Below are 25,814 nucleotides of genomic sequence, written 5' to 3' on the forward strand. Positions count from 1 at the left end.
GCTTAGAGCCTCTTCCCACGCCTAGATTCGCACCCTCAAAAATCCCCCCACAACCACTCCAACGCCCCCGCCAGCGTCTGCCGCTTAACCGCCCCGTCGCAGTGCTTCGAGCCCCGTGAAAAAACGAACTGGTAGTCGTACTCCTTGGCGGCCAGCACGCGGGCCATGCGTTGGTTGGCGATGACCCAGTCGTGCATGCCGTCGCGCATCACGTTGGGGTTCAGCAGGTCGCGGTCGCTGACGTGCAGCCAGATCCGCAGCGGCTTCCGCGGGGAGTTGGGGATGATCCGTTCGTGGTAGTCCCACGCGCCGCCCGGCGTGTCGGGGTTCCAGGGCCACTGCTGGTTGACGTACGTGCCGGAGTAGCTCAGCACGCGGTGGTACAGGTCGGGGCGGTACCACGCCATCGTCAGCGCGCACGCCGCGCCGGAGCTGCAGCCCATGGTCGCGCGGGCGTCCGGGTCCTTGGTGATCGTGACGCCGCACTCGCGCTCGACCAGCGGCAGCACCTCGGTCTCGACGAACTCGGCGTACTTGGGCGAGAGGGTGTCGTACTCGAGGCCGCGCTGGCTCCCCTGGGCGTCGCCCGAGCCGTTGGCGATCGACACCGCGACCATCGGCGGCACGCGCCCCTCGGCGATCAGGTTGTCGAGCGTGGCGAACAGCAGTGGGTCGGGCCCGTCGGCGCCGACGATCAGCGGCGCGGGCTGGCTGCGGTCGAGCTGCTGCGGCACGTAGACCTCGACCCGCCGCGTGTAGGGCGCCGGGCCGCTGGTCGTGACGATCAGCTTGGCCGGGTTGTCGGGGTCGGGCGTGCCGAACGTCCCCTGCTCGCGGGCGATGCCGGGGTAGAGCTTGCTGTCCTCCGACCGCATCGTCAGCTTGGTGACCTCGCCGCGGGGGACGCCCGGCTGCGGCTCGGTCGACGGGTCGACCTGGTACTCGGGGCCGATCGTGTAGTTGCCGATTGCGTCGACCGGCGGGAGGTGGCCCGCGGGGAGCTCGGTCATCTCAAGCGGCCCGTCGGCGTTCGGCTCACGCGCGGGCGGCTGGGCCTGAGCCGAGTGGGGGAGAGCGGCAACGAAGAGCAGCAGGGCGAGCAGTCGGGGCATGGCAGGCATCGGCTAGAGGTGCGAGGAGACTGGGGTCAGCGTACACCATCGGGCGCGCCGGCGCCGAGAAAGAGAGGAAGGACGGAAGCGGAGCTTCCGCAGGACTTCTGGGACCCCCTCACCTAACCTCTCCCCCTGCCGGGGAGAGGGACTGAAGGGGGAGTCGAAAATCGGGGACTGGCTCGACGCGGCAATATGGTTGGACCCCACGGCAGACGTAGCGGCGCCGTGCCTGTCCCCGTTTTTCGACGGACCCCAGGATAGATTCTTTTGAGCTGGTTCCGCCTCGGCGCCCGGGAGGAGAGGAAGGACGGAAGCGGAGCTTCCGCTGTGTTTCTTGTTACCCCCTCACCTAACCTCTCCCCCTTGGGGGAGAGGGATTGGTGGAATGAGTTGCCTTGGGCGCGGCGTCGTGCCAGTCCCCCTTTTCGACGGACTGCAGGGCAGAGTTCTGCGAGCTGCTCCCGCTTGAAAGGGGGACAGGCACACGACCGCAGTTGCGCTGATCCCACGGCTGGGAGTCGCTGTGCGGTCGCGAGCCAGTCCCCGTTTCAAGCTCGCCTGGTCTGTCCTGGCATCCGAGGTGGTTGTCAGGGAAGGACGTAAGCGGGGCTTCCGCTGTGTTGCTCTTACGCCCTCACCTGGCCTCTCCCCCCTTGGGGAGAGGGATTGATGGAAGGCGTTGCCTGCGGGTACTTGGCGATCCATCCGTATTGGCGGTTTGTTGTAGAGACATGCCACCGCGTCGGCTCTAATGGGGGAGGCAACGCCATGCAGCGAGGGTCTGAGGCGGTGGCCGCCGAGCGTTTTGTCCGGCTGAGGGCCGTTTGGGTGGAGCTCAATGGACAAAACCCACGCCGCCCGAGGGGCGACGCGGGTTGTAAGTCGTTATGAAAATACACCTTGCGGCGATTGGGGCTGTCCGCGAGGCAGGGTTTTGTCCCCTCCGCTGGATATTCGGACAAAACCCGTTCCGGGCAACTGGGCAGTAGGAGGAACACTAATCTTCGCTGATGCACGCTGGCGGGGCTCGCCCCAGAAATTAGCGCGTATCAGTGTTCCCAAAGACCTTCGGACAAAACCTTTCCGGAGAGGGCTACTCGTCGCCGAAGACGCGGGTGCTCTCTTCCTTGCGGACCGGCTGGGCCAGGTCGTCGGAGCCGACCTCGACCACCAGGCGGTGGTCGCCGGGCTGGGCGCCCTGCACGCGGACCTTGAAGGTCATCTCGGTCTGCGGCGGGAGCTGGCGGATTGGTTCGAACTGTACCGAGCCCGCCTGGATGCGGTGCCGGGCGTCGCCGGCGGCGGAGAGGATCCGCATGCCGGCCGGCGCGGCGGCACGAACTTGGACGTTCGTAGCGGCCTTGGTGCCCTGGTTGGCGACGCGGATCTCGTACTCGGTCTCGCCGCCGACCTCGATCGGGTCTTCGAGGTCGAGCACGGTGAACTTGAGCGCGGCGATGCCCTCGACCTGGGTGGCGTGGGAGGTCTCGTCCCGCAGGCCCTCCTGGGCCTCGCCCCGGACCTGCAGCTTCTGCTCGCCGGCGACAACGGGCACCGCGGTCAGCTCAACGGCGCCGCTCTCGCCCGAGGGGAGCTCCGCCAGCGACCAGACCACCGCGTGCGAAGCGGGGTCGTACTCGCCCATGTTGTTGGCCTTCACGAACTTCATGCCGCGGGGGAGCTGAGTCACCAGACGCAGGTTGTGGGCCGGCGCCGTGCCGGGGTTGCCGATCTTGACGGTGTAGGTCGCCGGGCGTTCGAGGTACCGCTTGGACGGGCCGTCGACCGCGACCTCCAAACCGGGGGCCACGACCTCGAACTCGACCTGCTGGTCAACCTGCAGGTTGCCGTCCGCCTGGGCGGTCAGCACGTTGACGACCTTGCCGGGCGTCTCGGCGACCATGTTGAGCTGCAGGCGGCGGGTCTCGCCGGCGCGGAGCGTGCCGACCTCGAACTCGAGCGTGGGCCCGGCCGAGTGGCGGAGGTTCTCGGGGACGTTCTCCAAGATCATCACGCCGGTGGCGTCGCCGGTGCCGGGGTTCTTGATCTCGATCTGGATCTGCTGCTCCTGCCCGACCAGCACGCTGCTGGGGGCGGTCATGCGGATCGCCAACTGGGGGCGCGTGCAGTTGGTCTGGACCGACGCCTCGGCGGCGAAGCTGACGGTCGCGACGCTGCCGATCGGGCCCTCCTCGACGGGAGTTAGTTCCATTGAGAGGGTCTTCTCCTCGCCGGGCGACATCTGGCCGAGCTCCCAGCGGAGCTCGTCGCCGTTGGCCTGGGCGGGCGGGTTGGTCGCGGTGAGCTGCACGCCGGCGGGCGCCTGGTCGTGCACCACCACATTGAGTGCGGGACGCTGGCCGACGTTGCGGACCTTGATCAGGAACTTGCACGGCTTGCCGACCTGGATCTCGGCGGGGGCGAACTTCTGGATCGCGAGGCTCGGCTGCTGCTGGCCCTCGAGGGCGTGCTCGCCGGGGCGGCCCGAGCCAACAGCGGCCACGCCGCCGCCGGAGGCATCGGCCGAGGGGAGCATCGCACGCGGCTCTTCGACCATCATCCTCGCCGGGGGCGCGTCGGCCATCGGGACCGAGAACGGCTGGGCGGCCGCGACGCGGGCCGGCTCGGCAAGGACCGAGCGCTGCTCGGGTTCGGACGCGACCGGGGCCGCGGGCTCCGCCGACTGACGCAGCGGGTTCGGCTCGGCCGGCAGGGAGTCAAAGTTGTTGTGGGGCGCCGGGCTTGGGGGGAACGAGGCCGGCGGCTGGTGGTCCGCCATCGGCAGCGGCGCCATCGGCTCGTCGGCCACTGGCAGCGCGTCAAACGACGGCTCGGGCAGCGGAGCCTGGTCGGCCATCGGCAGGCCAAGCGGGGCGGGCGGGATTTCGTCCAGCGGCAGTTCTTCGAGCGGCTCAGCGGCGGCGACCTGCGTCACCTGCGAGTCGACAGGGCCGGCTCCGAACGCGGCCACGGCGGCCGGCGGCGGGCCGATCGCGTCATCCCCGCTGTCGGCGAACGCGTCGCGGGCCGGCGCCGAGCCGTTCTCGTCGCTCCCCCGTGCCGGGCGGAGCGGGTTGCCCTCGGGCAGCGCGTTGGGCGCGGAAGCGAACGGCTCGTCGTCCAGGTCGTCGAGCGAGGGGTTCTGACCGCGGGCGATGGGTTCTTCGTCCACGCTGCCGTTCAGCAGCGGCAGCGGCGGCGTGGCCACCGCGTAGCGGTCGCTGGCGACCGGCGCGTACGGCGCTGGCATATCTTCTTGCGGCGGCAGCGGCGCCGGCGGCAGCCCGAGCGGCGTGCCATTCGCCAAGGCCATCGGTTCGGATCTCGGCGCCTGCGGGGCGTCCTGGGCCCAGGCCTCGGCGGCGGCGTCGAGGGTGGCGGCCTCGACCTGGGGCTCTGCTTGGTCGGCTGCCGGGTCCATCACCGTGTAGGCGCCATAGCCGCCTCCACCGAGCACGCCAGTGGCGAGCAGGACTTTCGCGAGCGGACGGAAACGCTTCATGCGTTGCGACATGGTGAGTCTTTCGACCTGTCACGGGTTCGGTATTCGGGCGGCTTCTTGCCGCCGTGGGGTCTGGCCGGGGCGCAGGTCAGGGACCGCGCACGCCGATGGCCAGCGGGTGAATACCAAAACCGGGTCCGCCCGCAAAGGGCGATTCACCGGCCACGAACCCGGCGGCCTAGATCGCACGCCGCCATTCGGGATACCGGGCCGGTGCTGTCGCCGCTAGCGTGCGTACGAGAGCGCCATCAGGCTGTACGCGGTAACCAGGTTGGGGTCGCTCTCCATCCACCGCTCGTCGGCGTTCACCCAGGACCCGTCGGCCCGCTGGGTCGAGGCGAGCTGCTCGATCAGGTCGACCCGCCAGTCGTGCTCGCCCGAGCTAGCGTCGAGCTTCTCGACGCCCATGGCGGCGAGCGCCTTGGCAAAGATGTGGTAGTAGTAGTACTGGCCCGACGAGCCCATGCCGGGGTTTTCGTCAAGCGTGTAGTGCTTGGTGATCCACGTGTAGGCCGCCTTGACCCGCGGGTCGTCCTTGTCGACGCCGGCGAACAGCATGCTCTTGAGGCCGGCGTAGGTCATCGAGCCGTAGCTCCGCAGTCCGCCCTCGGGGGTCTCGCCCGCCTGGCTCGAGCCGCCGGCGGCGACCGTGTAGTAGAAGCCGCCGTCGTTGACTTTAGCGGCGAATTCAGTCGGGTTGTGCTCGGTCTCGAGGTTCTGGCAGCGGCTGACAAACTGCAGCGCCCGCTGCATGGCCGGGTCGTCGGGGCCGGCGCCGAGTTCCTTCAGGGCCTCGATAAAGAAGCCTGTGTTCGACAGGTCGGGACGCTCGTGGCTGCCGTAGCCGGCGCCGCCGTAGCTCAGGCTCGACGCGTCGTGCCCCTCGCCGTCGTCCCACTGCAGCCCCTTGAGGAACCCGTCGGCCTTCTTCAGCAGCGCGTCGTAGCGGCCATCTTTGTTCGCCCGGCTCAGGCACATCACGGCCAGGCAGGTCTCGTAGTTGCGGTGGTTGGAGCCTTCGCCGTAGACGCCGCCGTCGGGCTTGGCGAAGCCGACGACATACGCCAAGGCCTTCTTCACGACCGGGTCACTCGGCGTGCGGCCGTTGGCCATCAACGCCTCGGCGGCCAGGGCGGTAACCGCCGGGCCTGCATAGCCGCTCCAAGAGCCGTCCTCGGCCTGCGCGCCGATGAGGTACTCCGTTCCCTGGCCGACAATCGATTCGTACTTGCTGGCGGCGTCGTTGGGCAGGTCGGCCGCCGGCGCCGCGGTCACGAGGCACAGCAGGGCAACGCAGGCGGAAAGGGCTCGAAGACGCATAGGGGGCCTCATTCTGGGGAGGTTTGATCAGTTTCGGGGAGTCGGTGCGGCCAGTCGCGCCGGCAGAAGACTCAACACCGCGACGGGCGTCGACTACCGCGGCGGCGCGTGTTCGGGGTGTCGCGTTTCGCGACACGCCTGCGCCGCGCGATGCGACACGTCAGCCACCGTAGGCAATCCAGGCGAGCAAGAGGATCCACCCCAGCCAAGCCAGGGCCGCGACCGCCAGCATCACCGGTCGCCGACGCGGCGGCGCCGGGCGGACAGGGGAGGGCGCGTCGGTCACTGCGACTTTTCGTTGCTTGATTGAAGCGTCTTGAACACGGTCTGCGTGGCGAAGCCGGTTTCGAAATCGAACACGTCCACAAAGTCTTCGCGGCGGTCCGACTCCGTCTTCCGCATCTGACCAATATCGATCAGGTTGAAGACGATCTCACCAAAGTCACCCGTCGAGGTGATGCCCCAGTGCTCCAGCACGCTGCGTGCCAACAGGCCGTACTGCTCCAGGGCGTAGCGGCGGATTGCCTCGCAGAGCTCCTGCCCCGTGACGTGGCGGTCGTCTTCGTCCTCGTCTTCGTCGAACTCATCGGTCGGGTCCGATGGCTGCGGGCGGCCCAGGTTCATCTGGTCCTGCCCGTACTTCAGCGCGTCGAACACGAAGACGTACGAGTCGAAGTGGTAGCGCTTGTCGCGGCGCAGCAGTTCGGCGAGGGGGTGGGTTGAGTCCAGCATGGGGAGCGCTGTCAGTCGGTCGGGTTGGACTTGGGAGGGGTGTCCGAGGCCGCGGGGGGCTGCTCTGGTTCGGGCTTCTGGGTCTGCTCGATGTCGGCCGGCTCGGTGTCGGTCTGCTCGGTAGTGGCCGGTTTGGCGTCGGCCGGCTCAGCGTCGACTCGCTCAGCGTTGGCCGGTTCAGCATCGGCCGGTTCAGCATTGGCAGGCTCGCGGGGCCGCGGCGGGCCCGAATCGCCCGATCGCTTTCTCGGCCTGCGTTCTTCGCGCGGGCCGGAGTCTTGCTGCTTGCCGTCGTCTTGATTCTTTTCGGTTGGCGCCGAGCGGCTGATCACCGACAGCACCTGACTCTGGTCGATCACGATCCGCCGCGAGTCCTCGGTCTCGATCAACAGCTGTCCGGCCAGGATCTCCTGCGAGAGCACCCGGCCCTTGCCCTCGAGGGTCACGACCTCGGAGCCGACGCGGGGCAGCTCTCGCTGAATCTCTCGGTAGACGTCGTACTCGTATCGCAGGCAGCACTTCAGCCGACCACACCTTCCGGAGATCTTGGTTGGGTCGAGGGTCGCCTTCTGCAGCTTGGCCATCTTCATCGACACCGGCGGCATCTCTGAGAGGTGGGTGTTGCAGCAGACGGGCTTGCCGCAGTCGCCGTAGTCGGCGAGCAGCTTGGCCTCGTCGCGGACGCCGATCTGTCGCATCTCGATGCGGGTCTGCAGATCTTTCGCCAGCACCTTCACAAGCTCACGGAAATCAACGCGGTCCTCTGCTAAATAATAGAATATTACCCGCTCGCCGCCGTAAAGGTGTTCAACGTCCACCAGCTCCATTTCGAGCCCGAGCTCGGAAACCCGCTGGCGGCAGGTCGCAAGCTCCCTGGCCTGCTGCTCTTGCAGCTTCCGCAGCTCGACCTCGTCGTCATGTGTGGAGAGCCGCAAAATGTGCCCGCCGCGGGTTTCTTTCATCTGCGAGATGACGTGGTCGGTCGCCTCGCACAGGACCTCACCCGATTCTTGCCCCCGGCTCGTCCGCGCGATTACCTGGTGTCCCCGCGCAAACCGATCACCGCCGCGCGTCGAAAAGACGCCCAGCCGACGCATGGCGCCGTAGCGGAGGACATATCGAGGCATATCAGCCTGGCAGAGCGGGGACCGAGGAGAGTGCGTGCTGACCCGAGTATACCGCGCGGCTGGCCTGCGCCATAGGCAAGCGTTTTGGCCGCGGGGCTGATTCCTGCTGCGGCCGGCGAACCTACGGCGCAACCAGTCCGGTCCGGTAGGCGATTCGGGCCGCGTCGACCGACTTGTTGACGCCGAGCTTGCTCATCAGTCGGGTGCGGTGGTTCTCGACGGTGCTATCAGCCAGGTGCAGCCGGCGGGCCATCTCGGGAACCGACAGCCCGCTAGCGATCAGCCGGAGGACCTCGTGCTCGCGTGGGGTAAGCGAGCCGATCGCCACGCGGAGGCCCTGCCAGTCTGCCCCCAGCCGGTGGGGTGTCGTGGCGGGCGTGTGCGGCGTGGTGGCCCACAGACGCAGCAGCGCCTCGGCTACCTGTCGCCACGACGCGTGCCGTGGCGCTTCGAGCCGCGCCAGGTTCCCGTGGCCGTCGTGGCCGATCGTTTCGTTGCTGGGGAGTCGAGTGAGCAGCACGTACCCCGCCAAGTGGGCGCTCGACAACAGCGGCCGCCGCTCGCCGTCAACTTGGACGCCGTCGAGCAGCGCGATCGTCGCCCCTGTGTGAAGCGGCGGCTCGACGCGTTCGAAGCGGAGGTCTTGGTCTATCAGCACGCAGACCGCCTCCTGTACTAGCGGGAGCGAGAGCTCCACCACGACCCGAGCCGACGCGGCGCGTTGCGGTTCACTTCGCGGTTGTTCTGGCTCGGTTTCGCAGATCATCGGAGCGCGTCGGTGAGGTGGTCCACGGCATTGCTATACCGAAGCCGTCCTCCAACGCCAAACGCTCCGCACTCGGCTCCACCGGTGTCGTGGGCAGCGTCCTTCCGGCCGGTAAGCAAGGCAGCGCCAGCACTTGCGTGCGTGAACTGTCGGACTCACCCCGCGGTAGGTGACACGCCGGTGTCACTCACCAACGCTTGTGTTTACAGAATTCGCACCAGCCGCCGCGGCGTTGTCTGTCGGGCTTCCAGTGCTAAAATCGCAGTGCAGGGCGGCCTGCTGACAGACCGGCCCTTGGAAATTCAACTCAGTACTACAGCTCAGGAGCTCCGCGATGCCGGTTCAATCCTGCGACACGCTCGCCAAGAAGAAGTGCCTGCCGTGCGAGGGCGGCGTCGATCCGATCTCCCCTGAGCAGGCGGCTGAGCAGCTCGAGGAGTTCCCCGGCTGGCGGATTACGCACGAGGGCAAGCGGATCCGCAAAGAGTGGGTAGTCAAGAACTTCACGGCCGGCATGAAGTTCTTCGAGGCCTGCGCGCAGGTCGCTGAAGCAGACGGGCACCACCCCGACCTGCACCTCGAAGGCTACCGCAACGTGGCGGTAGAGCTCTGGACCCACGCGATTGGCGGGCTCTCAGAGAACGACTTCATCCTCGCCGCGAAGATCGACCAGCTTCCGATCGATCTAAAGTAGCCAAGCTGGCTTCGCAGCGAAGCGAGAATCGAAATCGCGTTCGCAAGCAGTCGGCTAGCTGTACGCCGGCTCGCTGCTGATGCCGGTCGGGTTGACCACGACCAGGGCGTTCTCGATCCGGCTGACGCCGTCGATGTTGTCGAGCAGCGACTGCGCAATCTGCTTCAGGTGGAACGTCGGAACCCGCCCGTCGAGCCGCAGCACCCCTTCGCGGAAGCGGCACGAAACCGACCGGCGGAACAGGTGCGAGCTGTGTTCCAGCTTCTCGGTGGCGGTGAGTTCGACTCGTTCTTCGAATGACATCGCGGTCCTCGGCAATGCAGGGTTGACTCCCCACCCCAGGGGAGATTGTGTTAGAAAGTAGGCGGCATTGGGAAGATCACTTTCCCCGGCAGGCTCGGTGCATAACGTGTGCCGAACGACTCCGTTGTGGCGGCCGTGGGCAGGGCGCCCTCGACGGGCCCTCGACCGCCGTGGTTTTTCGATTCCGGCCCGCCCGGCTTCCGCCGCCGCCAGCAGTGGTGGCGCCCATTGCTTGGGCGGCGACTGCGAGACGATTGAACAACAAGCGCGCTTATGAACCTTCAACAACCCTTCCCCGCCCTCGTGGTCCGCTCGGCCGGCGACTCGGCCGCCGCGTCTGTCGAGAATCTTACGCTCGCCGACCTCCCCCCCGGCGAGGTGGTGATCGAAGTCGAGTACTCCTCGCTCAACTACAAGGACGCCCTCGCCTCGCAGGGCCACCCGGGTGTGGTCCGCCAGCTGCCGCACGTCCCCGGCATCGACTGCGCCGGCCGGGTGGTCGACAGCACCTCGGACGACTACCAACCCGGCGACGCCGTGCTCGTCACCGGCTACGAGCTGGGCAGCCCCGGCTGGGGCGGCTACAGCCAGTACGTCCGCGTGCCTGCCGAGTGGGTCGTCGCGATGCCCGCGGGCCTGACGCCCCGCCAGGCGATGATCTACGGCACGGCCGGCTTCACCGCCGCCCAGTGCGTCGCCGCCCTCATCCACCACGGCGTCGAGCCCTCCTCCGGCCCGGTGGTGGTCTCCGGCGCCACCGGCGGGGTCGGCACGCTGTCGGTCGCGATCCTCGCCAAGCTCGGCTACGAAGTGACCGCTGTCTCTGGCAAGGCCGACCGACACGACGCGCTGCGCGAGCTCGGCGCGGCCGAGGTCGCCGGCCGCGAGCTGCTGTCCGCCGACGCCGATCGGCCGCTGCTCAAGTCCCGCTGGGCCGGCGTGGTCGACACGGTCGGCGGCGTGCCGCTCGCCACGCTGATCCGCTCCACTACGCACCGCGGCTGCGTCGCCGCCTGCGGTCTGACCGCCGGCGAACAGCTGCCGCTCACCGTCCACCCGTTCATCCTCCGCGGCGTGAACCTGGCCGGCATCGACTCCGCCAAGTGCCCCCGCGGCCCCCGCATGGAGATGTGGCGCCACTTATCGGGCGACTGGCAGGTCGACCTGCCCGACCAGTTCATCTGCGAGGTCACCCTCGACCAGCTCCCGCAGCAGATCGAGTCGATGCTCGCCTCCAAGCACTTCGGCCGCACGCTGGTCGTCCCCAAGATCGGCTGACGCAGGGCGAACCCGACGGTATGGAACCTCAGCCGAATACCGAACCGCATGCTCGCCCGAAGCGGCTGCTGCCGCCGGTGGCGCTGCTGCTCTCGATCGCCGCAATGATCGCCCTCGACGCTTGGCTGCCGATCGTGGAGCTGCCGGCCGCCTCGCCGTGGGATGCGTGGCTCCGCTGGCTTGGCTGGGCTGCCATCGTCGCCGCGCTGACAGTCAACAGCGCGATCGCGCTCTCGTTCAAACGCCGCGGCACCACGGTCTTCCCGTTCCGCGAGTCGTCGGTGCTGGTGACCGGCGGCCTGTTCCGCCGCACCCGCAACCCGATCTACGTCTCGATGGTGGTGGTGCTCTTGGGCGTCGCTGCGGTGCTCGGCAGCCTCGGCCCGCTGGTGGTGGTCCCGCTGTTCATGCTCTGGATCACCCACAACGTGATCCGCGTCGAAGAGCAGATGCTCACCGCCGCCTTCGGCGACGACTACCACGACTACCAACGCCGCGTGCGCAGGTGGATCTAGGGAAGGACTCAGCGTTGCTTCCTCATTCAATGCCTCTCCCCGAAGGGGAGAGAGATTAGGTTAGGTGAGGGGGCAAAGAAACTGCGGAGCGCTGCTCCTCCACTCCTACGACCGTTCTTGCGAGCCGACTTTTGTCCCCAATTCGCACATCGATTCATAGGGACAAAAGTCGGGCCCCACTGGCGGCCGCGAGGGCCGTTTCACGCTGCTATTTCAGTCTCCGCGGGTTTTGTCTCCCAGTTGGAACCCCGACTTGTGTCCCTTTCTGCTCGTTGGCATGGACAAAACTCACGGTCGCCCCCGCCCAAGTATCCAGCAACCATGGGCGGAAGCCGTTGGCGCCAATCGCTGCCACCAGAGCCGATTCCGACGCCTGCAAGAACCCCAGCCAGCCCCTTCATTGGACCACGCTCGGCGGCGCTTCTCTACCACGAAATCGCCAGCAGGCCAACCAGCCTGCGCGCCCACCTGGGCCCAGCAAGCCCCGCCCTCCTCTTCAACCGCTGGGATCCAGAGCAAGATCCTTACCGCCCCGGCGAATACCCGCGCAACCACAAGTTCATTTGGAGCACTAAACATGGGCTGGGGACGCACCCTCTTGCTAGGCGACATCGGCAACCGACTCGACATCGCCGACACCGAGCGCGACATCAACCACCTCCGCCGCCGCCTGCGGTCGCAGTCACGCGTCGACGACGCACAGGACGACCGCCTCGACCGGCTGGAAGAAGAGAACGCCCAGCTCAAGCTCTACCTCGCGGCCCTGCTGCGGCTGCTGGTCGCCAAGGGAACGCTCAGCGAAGCCGAGCTCACCACCTTCGTCGATGTGATCGACGCCGGCGAGAGCGAGTGGGCCGACGAGGTCGGCGGCTCGGTGCTGGACTAGGCGGCCGGGAGGGGGCAAGCAAAAAAGCACCCAAGGGGATGGAGCGTGCGGCCGTGCTCTTCTTGCGCCCTTTCGCGCCTGCTTTGTGACGAACATCTCCGTTCATTCAATCGGTAGAGGACGGGGAGTCATCGGGGCATTCTGACACCCATTCCGAGCAGCGGAATCTGCGAAGGACGATGCAGGTTGGGCAGGCGGCCTTCGGTGCTCAGGAGTTCCACACCTGTGCACGTACGGACATCGGCTAGAATGCGTCGAATGATGAAGCTGAGGAGGGATAACGCCGGCGATCACACGGCGGCGACAAACGATCTTCCACTTTAAACAACGCGACTTCGCCGCTCGTTGTGCATCGCATTGTGTACGCCCGGCACGGGCGTGATTGTTGTGGGGTGCAAGTCCCCTGTACGAGACTGGGAGTCTCACGGAGATCAGTCTACCAAATGCCGGCTCCGATCGACAAAGTACTAGACGAGGGCAACTGCGGAAGGGCGACCGACCGTGGGGAGGAAGCCTGCGAATGCGTGCGTAAGCACCGGCCTGATTTCGCCGCCGGTCGCATTCTCGTCAAAGCTGCGAGGCTACGAACAGAAACGCCATACAAGGCCGGTTCGACCAGGCGAGTGAGCACAACATCACGAAGCCGTTCCCAGTCGGTCGCTCAGGTAAATGGCGAGCTTGCGCAGCGAAGCATCACGCTCTTATCCGGGGAGACCTGCCCGACGGCCTGCGAGCCGTCGGTCGCTCCAGCGAGTAAGGCTTGCCTGAAAGGCTGGAACGCCGCGGAGCCATCCACGGCGGGCGAGGCAGGAGTCAGCCGAGGTCGTAGTACCGACCCTCGAAAACCAATCGAGACGGGAAGGACCGAACGATGAAGAACAAGGAGGAGCCATCGACCAACTCGCTACGAGGGAACCCCTCGGCGCCAACCCAGCAGGACCACCCTGCTGGCCGAGGCGACGAGACCACACGTTCACTATCCCGACCGGGACGAACCGTAGCGGCGCGGGCCGAGCAGCCAGCCTTGAGCTTATTCCCGATGTCTTTGATGGAGGCCGTTGTCGACCAGGCCAACCTCGAAACCGCCTGGAGAAACGTGAAAGCGAACCGCGGAGCCCCCGGCCCCGATGGGATCACGATCACGAAGTTCCCCGACTGGTTCCGAACACGGTGGCCGCAGGTCCGACAGCAGCTCCTCGGTGGGACGTACCGGCCAGGACCGGTGCGGCGCAAAACCATCGACAAACCCGATGGCGGCCAGCGGTTGCTCGGTATCCCAAACGTGCTCGACCGACTGATTCAGCAAGCCATCGTCCAGGTCCTGACGCCGATCTTCGACCCGCATTTCAGCGAGTCGAGCTTCGGTTTTCGGCCCCAACGCTCTGCTCATGGAGCAGCCAAGCAGGTCGGGCGTACGATCCGTCGTGGTCATCGCTATGCCGCCGACATCGATCTGTCGAAGTTCTTCGACCGAGTTCAGCACGACGTCCTGCTGACGCGTGTCGCTCGTCGAGTCGACGACAAGCTGCTGCTGCGATTGATCGGCCGCTACCTGCGAGCGGGCGTGATGGTCGATGGAGCTCTGCAACCAACCGATATTGGCACGCCCCAAGGCGGTCCACTCAGCCCGATCTTAAGCAACATCCTGCTTGACGATCTGGACAAGGAGTTGGAACGCCGAGGGCTGCCGTTCGTGCGGTACGCGGATGATTTCGCCGTCTTTGCGAAATCGAAACGTAGTGCCGAGCGAATCATGACATCGGTCTCGCGCTACTTGACTGGCGCCCTTCGCTTGGTGGTGAACCAAGAGAAGAGCCAGGTTGTCGCCAGCACAGAATTCGAGTTCCTTGGATTCGCATTCGTCAAATCGCGCGCGACGATCAACGTAGCGGCGAAGTCCGTCCGGAAGTTCAAGCAGCGTATCCGCGAGATTACCGGCCGCAGCCGGGGCATCTCGATGGAGGATCGCTTGGGCAGACTGCGACGATACGTTCGCGGCTGGATGGGCTACTTCGGCTTGGCGTCTCAGTTGAAGCTGTTCGACAGACTCGACCAGTGGATACGTCGTCGCATTCGAATGTGTCACTGGAAACAGTGGCGTCGGCCGAAACGCCGACGCGAAATGCTCATTCGGCTCGGCGTTCCGCGACGTCAAGCGATTCGCCACGCACGCAGTCGCCAAGGCTACTGGCACATGTCCAAAACCATCGCCAGCGGCGTGGGGCTCAACAATGCGTGGCTTGCAGAACAGGGACTCCTCAGCATCAAGACACTCTGGGCAGAGCTTGCTCCCCTTCGTCGAACCGCCTAGTGCGGACCCGCATGCTAGGTGGTGTGGGGAGGGTCACCGGCAACGGTGGCCCTTACCCGGTTGTTATGTGTCGTTTGCGTCCATCTCACGTTCAAGTTTGCGAATACATGCTTTTGTGGAAATGTCGCCCCGTCGGTATTCGGCAAGCAATTCCGGAGTTGGTTTACGACGTTGAGGCAGGAATCCGACCCAGTTGGGAAATAGTTTAACACATTGATCCCAGAATTCATTGTCCGGATCGGTGTCATCGAGCATCAATCGCGTGCGGTACGCGAATAGTTGCCGGAGCGCCCAGATTACATAAACCGGAGTTTCAGCATTGGTTTCATCCGACCAGATCAGCGCGCCCGACATCAGTTCGTACGTTGCAGTGGCAGAAGGATTGGGTGTGTCGATTGAATTGAGATGATCTGCGTGTGTCGTCAGTTGGTAGAGCCCATCGTATTTCGAATCGTCTTCGGACATTGGATTAGACACATAACTTGTTATTAGACAGAAACTTCTTCAGTATGCCCGGCATATTGAAGGAGACCTTCAGTAAGCAGACTGCCATTCTAGCGGGCTACCGCGCGCCTTCTCAAGCTTCCTGCTTCTCGACAGCGATGGCAATCTCCTGCGGCAATCGGGCAGGCAGCTAGCGCGCTGAGGTTGTCTCAAACTCGGTTAGCACTCGGTACGGCAACTGGGCGGCGGCATCATCCGCCGACGCTGCGATCCTTGCTGACTCCGCGGAGACATCTTCGCCTGCCACCCTGCCCTTCTTCCCATTTCCTTGTAGAAACCACCCACCCCTCATGGTCCAATGAGGGGTCTGCGCACGGTCTTGGGTTGGCGTAGTGTCGGCTCGATTCGCGTAGTTGGCCGGAGACCCTCCGACTTCCGCCGGAGGTTGCTGCGGTGGGGCAGGCAGCGTGGGGCGGTTTCTGCCGGGCGGGGCGTGGCGGACAAAACCCGGCGGGGTGGCTGCTTGCGGTGGTCGTAAGTTGTTTGCTGATGGCGGTTTGCGGTGGCTTGGAGCTAGGCGTGCCGGGGGTTTTGTCCCCTCCGATCGATATTTCGGACTTAACGCGGCGGCCCCAGCGAGGGGGGGGCGGTGCAAGCGGGCGGGGTCCGAATGCGGCCTCGCCGTGGGCTCGTTGGAATAGAATCGGGGCTGCCCGTTCGGGCGTGTTGGCTCTTCTTGTCTTGCTTTAGTAGGAACTGTGATGCATCGCTTTTTCGGTTGCTTAGGTTTGTTGGTGATCGTGGCGGCGGCCTCGCTGGCCTCGGCGGGCGAGCGGCACCGGCTGTTTGTGCTGACCGATATCGAGAACGAGCCGGACGACGCGATGTCGATGGTGCGGCTGCTGGTCTACGCCAACGAGATCGACATCGAGGGCCTGACGGCGACTACCTCGGTGCACCAGCAGAACCGCGTTGCGCCGGAGCGGATCCGGCGGATTGTTGACGCGTACGGCCAGGTCCAGCCGAACCTCCTGAAGCATGACGATCGGTACCCGGCGGCCGACGAGCTCCGCAAGCTGATCTACACCGGCCTGCCGGTGTTTGGCATGCAGGGTGTCGGCGAAGGAAAAGACTCCGAGGGGTCCGAGGAATTGATCAAGGCCGTCGACCGTGACGACCCGCGGCCGCTGTGGGTCACGGCGTGGGGCGGCGCGAGCGTGCTCGGTCAGGCGTTGTGGAAGGTCCGCGCGACGCGCTCAGCAGAGGAGCTCGAGAAGTTCGTCAGCAAGCTGCGGGTGTACACGATCTCCGACCAGGACGACGCCGGGCCGTGGCTGCGTGAGCAGTTTCCGAATCTGTTCTATGTCTGCAGCCCCGGCTACCACGCGGGCGGCGCGTACCACCACGCCACCTGGAGCGGCATCAGCGGCGACCGCTTCCACGGCCGCTTTACCGGCGCCGACTTTGGCCTGGTGACCAACGAGTGGCTGGAGGAGCACGTCCGCAGCAAGGGGCCGCTTGGCGGCGAGTACCCGGAGTGGGAGTTCCTGATGGAGGGGGACACGCCGTCGTTCCTCAATTTGATCGACAACGGGCTGGCCGACCCCGAGCACCCGAACTGGGGCGGCTGGGGCGGGCGGTACGAGTTCTACACGCCGCCGATGCAGAAGTGGTTCGCCCAGGAGGAGACGCGTCCGTTCTGGGCGACCGCGCAGGACGAGGTCCTGGGGGTCGACGGCGCGTGGCACACCGGCAACCACGCCACGATCTGGCGGTGGCGCTCGGCGTACCAGAACGATTTCTCGGCGCGGATGGACTGGACCATCAGGCCGCCGGCCGAGGCCAACCACCCGCCGGTCGTGAAGCTTGACCACGACGCCAAGCTCACCGCCAAAAAAGGGGATCGCGTCGAGCTTGCCGCGACCGCTTCTTCGGACCCGGACGGCGATGAGCTCACCTACCAGTGGTTCGCCTACAACGAGACCGGCACGTTCTGCACGTCCAGCGGCAGCAGCGGCCAGCCGGTCGCCATTGAGACGGCCGACCAGCCACGGGCGACGCTGCTCGTGCCCGCGGGCCGGGTGATGCCGCCCGGCGTGGGGACGCTGCACGTGATCCTGCAGGTGACCGACCAGGGCGTGCCGCCGCTGACGCGTTACCAGCGGGTGATTGTGGATATTGTCGAGTAGCGCGGTAGCGGTTTGATTAGGCCCGGTGTTTGCGTTTGAGGCACGCTGCTCGCCAGCGAGCCGCCAACTATTGATTTGGATTCATCGACCTGACTGGTTGATGGTCAGATTGGTCGTGCGGCAGTCAGCGTCGAGCCGACTCGCTTCGAACCAATACCCCGCGGACTGCTATGCCCCTGCTTGATACGTTGCGTCGATTGCTTCTGGTTTCGGTGGTTGTTGGTGCGGCTCCACTGGCGGTAGCGCAGGAGGACGCGAGCTCGCCTCCCGCTGACGCCGCGGAGGCCAAGCCCAAGTCCGACCCCGCCGAAACCAAGGAGGTGAGCGTCGCGCCGACCGCCGAGGACGACGACATCGCCGAGCGGCTGACCGGCATCCTGCGGGCGACCGACTGGTTCGAGTCTCCGGAGATACGAGTCGAGGAGGGCGTGGCGTTCCTGTCCGGCGTGGCCGACAGCGAGGAGCACCGGGCGTGGGCCGAGCGGCTCGCCGGCCGGACCGAGGACGTCGTGGCGGTGGTGAACCAGATGGGCGTGGTGACGCCGAGCATGCTCGACTTCTCGCCCGCCACCAGTCAGCTCGACGGGATGGTGCGGTCGTTCATCCAGGCGACCCCGACCTTCCTGGTGGCGGCGTTGCTGCTGCTCTTGACCTGGTGGGCCGCGGGAATCGCGGCGCGGATCGGCAAGCACGTGGCCCAGAGTCGTGTCGAGAACGTGCTGCTCCGCGGCATGGTCGGGCGGTTCGCGGCCGTGCCGGTGCTGCTGCTGGGGGCGTACATGGCGCTCCACGTGGCGGGGCTGACGCGGCTGGCGGCGACCGTGCTGGGCGGCACGGGCCTGCTGGGCATCGTGGTGGGGTTTGCGTTCCGCGACATCGCGGAGAACTACCTGGCGAGCATCCTGATCAGCATGCGGCGCCCGTTCGAGATCGGCGACCTGGTGACCATCGGCGACCACAAGGGCTTTGTGCAGACGGTCACCTCGCGCGGAACGCAGATCATGACGCTCGAGGGCAACCACGTGCAGATCCCCAACTCGCTGGTGTACAAGAGCGTGATCGAGAACCAGACCGCCAACCCGAACGTGCGGCTCAGCTTCACGGTCGGCATCGACTACAGCGACTCGGCCGCGGCGGCGCAGCAGGCGGTGCTGCAGACCCTCCGCGACCACGACGCGGTGCTCGCCGACCCGGAGCCGCTGGTGCTGGTCGACGCCCTCGCCGCGTCGACGGTCAACCTGGCGATCTACTTCTGGGTCGACGCGTCGCACTACAGCCACATCAAGGTCCGTTCGGCGGTGATGCGGCTGGTGAAACGCCGGCTGCAGCAGGGCGGCTTCACGCTGCCGGACGAGTCGCGTGAGATGATCTTCCCGCAGGGCGTGCCGGTGCGGTTGATCCAGGAGGAGGGCGGCCCGGGCCGTCCTGCCTCGGCGACGACCGAGAGCAACGCGGCGGCCGCTGACCAAGCGGCCGAGCCGGCCGACGAGGGCGAGCCGGAGCTCGAGGCCACCGAGGCCGAGGGCAACCTGGTTTCCGAGAAGCACGAGATCCAGCAGCAGGCCGCCGGCGCCCGGCCGCTGAGCGACGGCGAGAATCTGATCGATTCGCAGCCCGAGGAGAGGAGCGAGCGGGCCCGCTAACGAGTCAATACCTGCTGTTCGTCGAGCAGCACCTGCTCGAGCTCGGCGTACGGCACCGCGAGGGCGTCGACGTCGCGGTCGATAGCGATCGACGCGGCCGCGACCGACGACTGCGAGAGCACCATAAACACCGGCTCCATGCGGATCGAACCGAACGCGATGTGTGACGCCGACAAGCAGAACGGCGCCCACAGGTTGGTGCACTCCTGCTGCTTGGGCACGAGCGCACGGTACGAGATCGGGTACGGGGGGAAGCCGCCGACCTGCACGTCCCCCTCGTTGCGGGCGTGGCCGTTGGCGTCGGCGTAGCGCTGCACGTTGTGGGAGTCCATCGTGTAGGCCGCCATGCCGACCGAGTCGCGGGCGACTTCGCGGCCTTGGCAGTGGTGCTGCGTCATGACCGTGGCTCCGACCATCCGGCGGGCCTCGCGGACGTAGAGCTCGGGGGGCCAGCCCTCGGTGTCGGTGAACTCGTCGCGGCAGACGCCCCACTGCGACATCTGGCTGCGTACCTTGTCGGGAACGCGAGGGTCGTTGGCGAGCACCCACATCAGACCCTGCTGGTAGGCGAGGTGCTCGCGGCGGATCTCGTCGCGGCGGTCGTAGCTCGCTTCGGGGTAGTCGTAGCTGTGGCCGATGAAGTCGGTCGATACGCCTGTGTTGTTGTTGCTGTCGGTCTTGTGGTTGGGCATCGGAGAGAGCGTGAGCGGCGCCTTGGCGAGGCCGGCCTCAAAGTTCCGCAGCAGCAGTTCGTAGGTGGCCGGTTCGAAACCGGCGGGCTTTGCGACCGGCACGCGGTTGTCCGGGTGGTTGGTCAGGCACATGCGGTAGCAGTACGCCTGCACGCGGTGGTCGCGGGCGCCTTCGTCGCCTGGGCCGGTGGGGTCGACGCCGGGCAGCAATCCGCTGGCAGGGTCGCCAGGTTTGACGTAGGCGCTGACGTCGGGGAGGAGTTGATGCTTAACCGCGTGGCTGGTCTGGACTCCGTTGAGGGTCTCGTCGTAGGTGGCGTTGGCCTCGCGGCCGACGATGTAGGTGACGCCGGCGGCGGCGAGCAGGTCGCCCTCGTAGGTGGCGTCGATGAACGCGCGGCCAGAGACGACCGCGCCCGACTCGAGCCGGATCGAGCGGATCCGCCCCCCGGACTTCTCGACCCCGTCGGGCCGGACGAGCCGTTCGTCACGCAGCACGGGGACGCCGTCCCGCGCGAGCCACTGCTCGTACACGGCGAGCGCGGCGCTCGGCTCGAAGGTCCACATCGCCCGGCCGTCCGACTGTTTCACGCCCTGGCCGGTGTAGTTGTAGTCGTCGGCCCGCTGCTGCCGCCACGCGTCGGGCGACTGGTAGTACTGGTGGATGGCCTGGTAGAACTCCAGCGCGATCCCGCCCACCACGTGCTTGTTGCCGATGTCGGTGAGCCCCAGGCCGTTGGTGGTCAGCCCGCCGATCCGCCGGTCGGGAGCAATCAGCACGACCGACTTGCCGTGCCGACGGGCCGCGACAGCGGCAGCGATCCCGCCGGAGGTCCCGCCGTAAACAACGATGTCGTACGTGTGGGACGGCGCCGGTGTGGTGGGCGCCGCGGTGATGGGAGGGCAGCAAATGAGCAAGAGTAGCAGTGTCGGCAGTCGCATAGAGAGGCTCGCGGGGGTTCAAGGGCGCGACCCAATTCTATCCGATCCCGAACCACGGGCGCCAACCGCGGCTGGACGCACCGGCGCGGTCGACAAGAAAAGCGTCAGCGCCGGTGGCTGGCGCTGACGCTGTATCGAATCCTGCGGGCGTGGTACGCCAGCCGGTTTAGTTTTCGTCTTCCGCGGGGAAGTCAACGTCGACATCGGGGACGGAGACCTCCGTCTCTTCCAGGTCCACATCCGGAACTGTCACCTTCTGCTTTTCGGTGCTGACGTCCACGTCCGGACCGGTGACGTCGACTTCGGGCATCTCACCTTCTTGCACTTCGACTTCTGGCAGTTCTCCAGAGTCTTCCACGTCGACGTCGCAACCCGCGAGGCCAATACAGCAAGCGGCGGTGAGCATGCCAGCCGACATCTTCTTAACGATCAAGTAACGCATTTTCGTCCTCCAAACACTTTGTCTTAGATAGTCGCGGCGAGGGTAGTCGCCGCGGTCTTATCAATCCCTTTGCAAATAAACTAATCGCACCGGCCTCCGAGCGGCAGCGATGCGCTGGCTCCTCCAGCTGTTCGGAACATCCCGTTCGAGAAAGGGAATGGCAAAGAGCGTGCCAATGCGTCGGTGAGGCAGATCGCCGATGTGGTGACCCAGTGGCACGGTCGAGGCTGGTCGAAATTCCCCCAGGCTGGCCGGCGGGCGGTCGGCCGGGAGGAGCGGCGCCGGCCGCTTCTTGCGGCTCGGCGCCTGCTGTGCCCCTGCCATCGGGTTGTGGGCCGCCGGGCGGAAGGCGCTAGCGCCTAGAGCGTCGGGATGCGCCGCCGAGCAAGCCCAGCAACGCCGCGGCGGCCGAGGGCTCGGGGACCACAGAGCCAGTGGCGGTGACCTGCATCGCGTTGATGTAGGCGAACTGCCCCTGGATCAGGGTCAGGTCGACAAACACCTGGCCGAACTCGTCCGGCTGCACATCGACCAGCACTGCGGTCTGGTCGTCGTTGCCGTCATACATGCCGTCGGCGCCGATGTTGTTGCCGGAGGTCGCCAGCTGGATCACCGACTCGTTGGCGCCATGCACTCGGTACTCGGTGATCCGTTGCTCGGAGGTGTTGCGGGAGCCGAAGAACTCGAACTCGTACAGGTAATCGGGATTCAGTCCGGTCAGCATGAACCCGCCGCCGGTGTCGTCGTCGCCGCCCCCCTGCAGGCCGTCGGCGGTGCTGAAGAAGAAGTCACCGGTGGCGTTGTGATCAGCAAAGTCGCCGAGCAGGTTCTCGTCGGGGTTGAGCAGGCCGCCGTGGTTAAAACCGTTCAGCTGGAAGCCCGCGGTCAGCACGAGGCCGATCTCCGTGGCGTCGCCGGACGTGGTCACCAGGCCGCCGATGTGCTCGCCCGCGTTCACCGTCAGGCCGCCGGAGGCGCGGCTGGTCCAGTTGTTCCAGTGGTTGCCGCGGGAGTCGGGGCTGGCGGTGGGGAGGCCGTTGCTGCTGTCGGTCGGGCCGAAGTCCATCAGCAGGCTCTCGCCGATCGCCAGCGAGTTCGGGTTGACCGCCAGCGGCTTGTCGGGCGCGAAGGCGGCCTCGATTTGGGGGCGGATGATCGTGGTCCAAAAGTCGTAGCCGTCGCGGTTGAGGTGGATGCTGTCGACGAACTTCGACGTGAAGCCGGCGCCGCCGTAGGGGTTGAGCGTTTCGAACGCGGCGGGCAGGTCGATGTAGTGCAGCCGCGAATCGCCGGCCGCGGCCGCCGCAATCGTGCTGTTGGCGATGTCTTCCTGCGGGCGGTTGCCCTGGCGGCCCGGCGTGGGCATCACGCCGAGGTAGAAGATGTGCGTGTTGGGCAGCGAGTTGTGCACCGCCGACACGAAGTTCTGGTAGTCGGCCGCCACCTCGGCGCCATTACTGCCGGAGGCGAGGTCGTTGGTGCCGGCCCACACCACGACGCCGCGCGGGGAGTAGTCGAGCACGAGGTCGTTGACCTGGGCCACCACATCGTCGAACAGGGCGCCGCCGATGCCGCGCTGGACAACGTTGTAGTCGGCGAAGTCGTGGGTGAGCTGCTCCCAGCGGCGGATGCTGGAGCTGCCGACAAAAACCAACCCGTTGTCTGAAACGGGATCGAGCGCGTCCTGGGCGTTCCAGCGGGCGATCTCGGCGTTGTACTGCGCGGCCGCCGGGGAGAGGCAGGCGCCGAGCACGAGGAGCGAAAAACAGGCGGCGCAGCCGCGCGCCGCGGAGGTGACGGACATGAGACCCTCGAGCAAGAAAGAGGGCCGCCGGCGGCGGTCCGATCGGGACGCGCCGCCAGTGGCGTGAGAAAAACCAGCTGCAATCCGGACGCGGCGCCGACTAGCGGCGACGACGGATCCGGGCGGCGAGCACGCCGCCGAGCGAGAGCAGCATCGCCGAGGTCGGCTCGGGGACCGAGTGCTCGGTGATGCCGAGGATGCCGACGTACGAGAAGCCGCCCTCGTTGGTGAGCATGTCGATCATGATCGAATTGCCGCCGCCGGGAACGAGGCCCAGCAGCGACACGGTGTCGTCGTCGTTGCCATTGGGGTGGGCCGCAGAACCGGCGCCGCCGCCCGAGGTCTGCAGGATCGCCGAGAGCACGCTGCCGTTGGCGTCCGTCGCTCGGTACTGGGTGCGACGGGCGCCGCCAGTGTCGCGGGTGGCGAAGAACTCGAGGTCGTAGGTCGACGTGGGGTTCAGGCCGGTAAGGCTGAAGCTGGCCGAAGACTGGGTGGTGAAGAAGTAGTCGCGGGTGGCGGTCTCGATGGCGAAGTCGCCAAGAAGCCCAGAGTCGGGGCCGAGCAGGCCGCCGTTCTGGGCGCCGTTGGCTTCCCACTCGTTGTTGCCGGTAGAGTCGAGCAGCTGGATGCCGATGGTGCTCGCGTTGTTGGCGTCGTCGACCAGGCCGCTGAGCAGCGCGTCGTCGGGCACGTCGAGGCTGCCGGTGTTCGAGTTGTAGGCCTCTTTGTCGAAGTTGTTCCAGTAGTAGCCATTCACATCGGGGCTCGGCGTGATGGCGCCCTGGCCTCCGCCGGTAGCGACGTCATTGCGACCGAAGTCGACGAGGTAGCGGGCGGCGTTCGCGGGCAGGACCGGCGCGGCGAGTGCCAGCATGAGCAGCGCAGTTGTGGTAGTTTTCATTAGTTCAGGATCCTAGATGCTACGAGGCGAAGGAGACCCCCCGCGCGGACGCGGGGACAGAAAAAGAGAATGCGGAAGCGTTATCAGTTGTTGGAAATCCGTGAGAACCGGCTAGAGAAGCAACGCAAATCGCCGTGATTCACAGCAGTTGAAAGCAGCAGTAAGAAAAGAATGGGGTCGAAATTGCATGCCAGGTATTAGCAATTGTATGCAATGATCGCGTGCAATTGCAAGCATTATGTATACAATGTCGTCAGGGACCTCTTTCTGACGGACTTTTCACGGAATTGCCAATCAATGAATGACGCCCCAGCACGCAGCTCTCGACAAATCAGCGATGCTATCGAGGACGACATCGTCACCGGAAAGCTGGCGCCGGGAGCCAAGCTGGACGAGGCGGGCCTGAGCCAGCGATTCGAGATTTCTCGCACCCCAGTCCGTGAGGCCCTCCGCTTCCTCTCCGAGCGGGGCATGGTCCGGCTGATCCGCAACCGGGGCGCGTTCGTCGCGGAGATGACCGTGCCCGAGCTCGTCGAAATGTTCGAGGTGATGGCCGAACTCGAGGGGATGTCCGCCCGGCTGTGTGCTCGGCGGCTCACCCCGCAGCTTGCCAAGGAACTGCAGGCCGCCCACCAAGCCTGCGGCGACGCCAGCCAGCAGCAGGAGGAGGCCGACGACTACTACTACTGCAACGAGGCCTTCCACGACGTGATCTACCGCGGCTGCCAGAACACATTCCTGGTGGAGCAGGCGCGGCTCCTCCGCCGTCGGCTGCAGGCGTACCGGCGGATGCAGCTGCGTTTCCCGCGCCGCATCAACGACTCGGTGGGCGAGCATCAGGAAATCGTCGACGCCATCCTGGCCGGCGACGGCGGTCGGGCCGAGCGGCACGCCAAGAACCATGTGCTGATCCAGGGCGAACGCTTCGCCGACTTTGTGGCCATGATCGGCGCCGAAGCCCACGCCAACCGCACCGCGGGCCGCCCCGCAAGCCGCCCCTAGGGCCCGCCGAAGACCATGGCCATCTACGGTACCGCGCTGCTGTCGTTCTGCCTGATCTGCGGGCTGGTCGTTGGCAAGCTGATTGGTTTGGCGATCGGCGTCGACGCCAACGTCGGGGGCGTCGGTTTTGCCATGCTGCTGCTGATCGTGTTGTCGGACCGGCTGCGGGCCGCCGGGGTGCTGGCCGAGCCGACGCAGCGTGGGGTGTTGTACTGGAGCGCGATCTACATTCCCATCGTCGTGGCGATGGCCGCCACCCAGAACGTCTACGCGGCGATTAGCAGCGGAGCGGTCGCGATTGTAGCCGGCGCGGGCGCCGTGGTCATCGGCCTGGCGATGCTCCCGCTGGTCGCCCTGCTCGGTCGATCGGACAGCGACGAGTCCTGGCCGGCCGGTCCGACCCCGCCGGGGGACCCGCGGTGAACGCCATCTGGCCATCCATCGAAGCGGTGCTCACCAAGTACTCGCTCGTCACTGCCTTCACGCTCGTCGGGGCGGTGGTGTGGGTGGCCTACGCGATCGCGGGTCGGCTCGCCGGCGGTCGCCTGCACGGCTCGGCGATCGCGATCCTGATGGGGCTCGCGGCGGCGTACGTGGCGGGCTCGTTCACCGGGGGAGCCAAAGGGGTCGCCGACATCGGCTGGCTGGCGGGCGTGGGGCTGATGGGGGGCGCCATGCTCCGCGACCTGGCGATCGTCGCCACGGCGTACGGCGTGCGGCTCGAAGAGTTCATCAAGACCGGCCTCAGCGGTGTGGTAAGCCTGCTGCTGGGGGTGTTCTCGGCGTTCTTATTTGGCGCCACGGTGGCCTACGCGTTCGGTTTCCGCGACCCCGTCGCGCTGGTCACGATCGGCGGGGGAGCCGCCACCTACATCGTCGGACCAGTCACCGGCACGGCGCTAGGGGCCTCGAGCGACATCATCGCTCTGAGCGTCGGCGCCGGCCTGGTGAAGTCGGTGCTGGTGATGACGCTGACCCCCTTGGCAGCGCGCTGGATCGGTCTCGACAACCCGCGGGCTGCGATGATCTACGGCGGCCTGCTCGGCACCACGAGCGGCGTGGCGGGGGGGCTCGCCGCCACCGACGAGCGGCTCGTCCCCTACGGTGCGATGACCGCAACCTTCTACACCGGTTTGGGCTGCTTGCTGGGGCCCTCGGTAGCGTATATTGCAGTCCGCGCTGTTGTTGGATCGTGAGTCAACG

General features: G+C 66.3%; 23 protein-coding genes. 10 read left to right on the top strand and 13 right to left on the bottom strand.

Features of this window, described 5'->3' with window-relative positions:
• Positions 1-35: 35 nt before the first annotated feature.
• The 7 genes from Pla123a_RS04440 to Pla123a_RS04465 all read right to left on the bottom strand — a co-directional run bounded on the left by Pla123a_RS04440 (position 36) and on the right by Pla123a_RS04465 (position 8,454).
• The gene (locus Pla123a_RS04440) at positions 36-1,112 is read right to left on the bottom strand and encodes an alpha/beta hydrolase (protein ID WP_146584348.1); all 1,077 of its coding nucleotides are present in this window, start codon (positions 1,110-1,112) and stop codon (positions 36-38) included.
• A 1,096-nt stretch (positions 1,113-2,208) separates the two neighbouring features.
• Positions 2,209-4,617, bottom strand: coding sequence for a CARDB domain-containing protein (locus Pla123a_RS04445; RefSeq protein ID WP_197527669.1), 2,409 nt, complete (start codon positions 4,615-4,617; stop codon positions 2,209-2,211).
• 225 nt (positions 4,618-4,842) lie between these two features.
• The gene (locus Pla123a_RS04450) at positions 4,843-5,937 is read right to left on the bottom strand and encodes a prenyltransferase/squalene oxidase repeat-containing protein (RefSeq protein ID WP_146584350.1); all 1,095 of its coding nucleotides are present in this window, start codon (positions 5,935-5,937) and stop codon (positions 4,843-4,845) included.
• Between the two features lie 160 nt (positions 5,938-6,097).
• Entirely contained in the window at positions 6,098-6,223 is a 126-nt protein-coding gene (locus tag Pla123a_RS25150; protein WP_261342746.1) for a hypothetical protein, read from the bottom strand.
• Positions 6,220-6,669, bottom strand: a complete 450-nt coding sequence (locus Pla123a_RS04455) for a Minf_1886 family protein (RefSeq protein ID WP_146584351.1) — start codon at positions 6,667-6,669, stop codon at positions 6,220-6,222. Before Pla123a_RS04455 ends, Pla123a_RS25150 begins: the two co-directional genes overlap by 4 nt.
• An 11-nt stretch (positions 6,670-6,680) precedes the next feature.
• A complete protein-coding gene (gene ricT, locus Pla123a_RS04460; protein ID WP_146584352.1) occupies positions 6,681-7,796 on the bottom strand; it encodes a regulatory iron-sulfur-containing complex subunit RicT in 1,116 nt (371 codons plus the stop codon).
• Positions 7,797-7,917: 121 nt separating this feature from the next.
• Positions 7,918-8,454: a helix-turn-helix transcriptional regulator gene (locus tag Pla123a_RS04465; RefSeq protein ID WP_231956322.1), complete on the bottom strand. Its 537-nt coding sequence runs from the start codon at positions 8,452-8,454 to the stop codon at positions 7,918-7,920.
• Between the two features lie 442 nt (positions 8,455-8,896).
• Here Pla123a_RS04465 and Pla123a_RS04470 point away from each other — a divergent pair, with 442 nt between their 5' ends.
• Positions 8,897-9,256: a 4a-hydroxytetrahydrobiopterin dehydratase gene (locus Pla123a_RS04470; protein WP_146584354.1), complete on the top strand. Its 360-nt coding sequence runs from the start codon at positions 8,897-8,899 to the stop codon at positions 9,254-9,256.
• 54 nt (positions 9,257-9,310) lie between these two features.
• Here the strand turns inward: Pla123a_RS04470 and Pla123a_RS04475 are convergent, their stop codons facing one another.
• Positions 9,311-9,559, bottom strand: coding sequence for a BON domain-containing protein (locus tag Pla123a_RS04475; RefSeq protein ID WP_146584355.1), 249 nt, complete (start codon positions 9,557-9,559; stop codon positions 9,311-9,313).
• Between the two features lie 273 nt (positions 9,560-9,832).
• Here Pla123a_RS04475 and Pla123a_RS04480 point away from each other — a divergent pair, with 273 nt between their 5' ends.
• The 4 genes from Pla123a_RS04480 (at position 9,833) to ltrA (ending at position 14,549) form a co-directional block, all read left to right on the top strand.
• Positions 9,833-10,837: a YhdH/YhfP family quinone oxidoreductase gene (locus tag Pla123a_RS04480; RefSeq protein WP_146584356.1), complete on the top strand. Its 1,005-nt coding sequence runs from the start codon at positions 9,833-9,835 to the stop codon at positions 10,835-10,837.
• Between the two features lie 20 nt (positions 10,838-10,857).
• The gene (locus Pla123a_RS04485; protein ID WP_146584357.1) at positions 10,858-11,352 is read left to right on the top strand and encodes a methyltransferase family protein; all 495 of its coding nucleotides are present in this window, start codon (positions 10,858-10,860) and stop codon (positions 11,350-11,352) included.
• A gap of 577 nt (positions 11,353-11,929) precedes the next feature.
• Positions 11,930-12,238: a hypothetical protein gene (locus Pla123a_RS04490; RefSeq protein WP_146584358.1), complete on the top strand. Its 309-nt coding sequence runs from the start codon at positions 11,930-11,932 to the stop codon at positions 12,236-12,238.
• Positions 12,239-13,277: 1,039 nt separating this feature from the next.
• Positions 13,278-14,549 (top strand): group II intron reverse transcriptase/maturase, encoded by a 1,272-nt coding sequence (ltrA, locus tag Pla123a_RS04495; RefSeq protein ID WP_197527670.1) that lies wholly within the window; start codon positions 13,278-13,280, stop codon positions 14,547-14,549.
• A 63-nt stretch (positions 14,550-14,612) separates the two neighbouring features.
• Here ltrA and Pla123a_RS04500 read toward each other — a convergent pair whose 3' ends face one another.
• Positions 14,613-15,014: a hypothetical protein gene (locus tag Pla123a_RS04500; protein WP_146584359.1), complete on the bottom strand. Its 402-nt coding sequence runs from the start codon at positions 15,012-15,014 to the stop codon at positions 14,613-14,615.
• A gap of 740 nt (positions 15,015-15,754) precedes the next feature.
• Here Pla123a_RS04500 and Pla123a_RS04505 point away from each other — a divergent pair.
• Both Pla123a_RS04505 and Pla123a_RS04510 read left to right on the top strand, forming a co-directional pair.
• Positions 15,755-17,182 (top strand): DUF1593 domain-containing protein, encoded by a 1,428-nt coding sequence (locus tag Pla123a_RS04505; protein WP_197527671.1) that lies wholly within the window; start codon positions 15,755-15,757, stop codon positions 17,180-17,182.
• A 188-nt stretch (positions 17,183-17,370) separates the two neighbouring features.
• Entirely contained in the window at positions 17,371-18,825 is a 1,455-nt protein-coding gene (locus tag Pla123a_RS04510) for a mechanosensitive ion channel family protein (RefSeq protein WP_197527672.1), read from the top strand.
• On the opposite strand, the gene Pla123a_RS04515 is transcribed toward Pla123a_RS04510, so the two are convergent.
• From Pla123a_RS04515 to Pla123a_RS04530, 4 genes are all read right to left on the bottom strand, one after another.
• Positions 18,822-20,459, bottom strand: a complete 1,638-nt coding sequence (locus Pla123a_RS04515) for an FAD-dependent oxidoreductase (RefSeq protein WP_146584361.1) — start codon at positions 20,457-20,459, stop codon at positions 18,822-18,824. The genes Pla123a_RS04510 and Pla123a_RS04515 overlap by 4 nt on opposite strands.
• A 166-nt stretch (positions 20,460-20,625) precedes the next feature.
• A complete protein-coding gene (locus Pla123a_RS04520) occupies positions 20,626-20,901 on the bottom strand; it encodes a hypothetical protein (RefSeq protein ID WP_231956323.1) in 276 nt (91 codons plus the stop codon).
• Positions 20,902-21,253: 352 nt separating this feature from the next.
• Complete coding sequence (locus Pla123a_RS04525) at positions 21,254-22,705, bottom strand: GDSL-type esterase/lipase family protein (protein WP_146584362.1); 1,452 nt, start codon at positions 22,703-22,705, stop codon at positions 21,254-21,256.
• A 100-nt stretch (positions 22,706-22,805) separates the two neighbouring features.
• The gene (locus Pla123a_RS04530) at positions 22,806-23,609 is read right to left on the bottom strand and encodes a PEP-CTERM sorting domain-containing protein (RefSeq protein ID WP_146584363.1); all 804 of its coding nucleotides are present in this window, start codon (positions 23,607-23,609) and stop codon (positions 22,806-22,808) included.
• A gap of 297 nt (positions 23,610-23,906) precedes the next feature.
• On the opposite strand from Pla123a_RS04530, the gene Pla123a_RS04535 reads away from it, so the two are divergent.
• Genes Pla123a_RS04535 through madM form a run of 3 tightly spaced genes read left to right on the top strand, consistent with a single transcriptional unit; the run spans position 23,907 to position 25,807 of the window.
• Positions 23,907-24,611: a GntR family transcriptional regulator gene (locus tag Pla123a_RS04535; protein WP_146584364.1), complete on the top strand. Its 705-nt coding sequence runs from the start codon at positions 23,907-23,909 to the stop codon at positions 24,609-24,611.
• A 15-nt stretch (positions 24,612-24,626) separates the two neighbouring features.
• Entirely contained in the window at positions 24,627-25,034 is a 408-nt protein-coding gene (gene madL / locus Pla123a_RS04540; RefSeq protein ID WP_146584365.1) for a malonate transporter subunit MadL, read from the top strand.
• Positions 25,031-25,807 carry a malonate transporter subunit MadM gene (gene madM, locus Pla123a_RS04545; protein ID WP_197527673.1) on the top strand — a complete coding sequence of 259 codons (777 nt, stop codon included), beginning with the start codon at positions 25,031-25,033 and terminating at the stop codon, positions 25,805-25,807. The genes madL and madM overlap by 4 nt, the downstream gene beginning before the upstream one ends.
• The last annotated feature ends 7 nt before the right edge of the window (positions 25,808-25,814 follow it).

This window comes from Posidoniimonas polymericola, from assembly GCF_007859935.1.
GTDB classification, from domain to species: Bacteria; Planctomycetota; Planctomycetia; order Pirellulales; family Lacipirellulaceae; genus Posidoniimonas; species Posidoniimonas polymericola.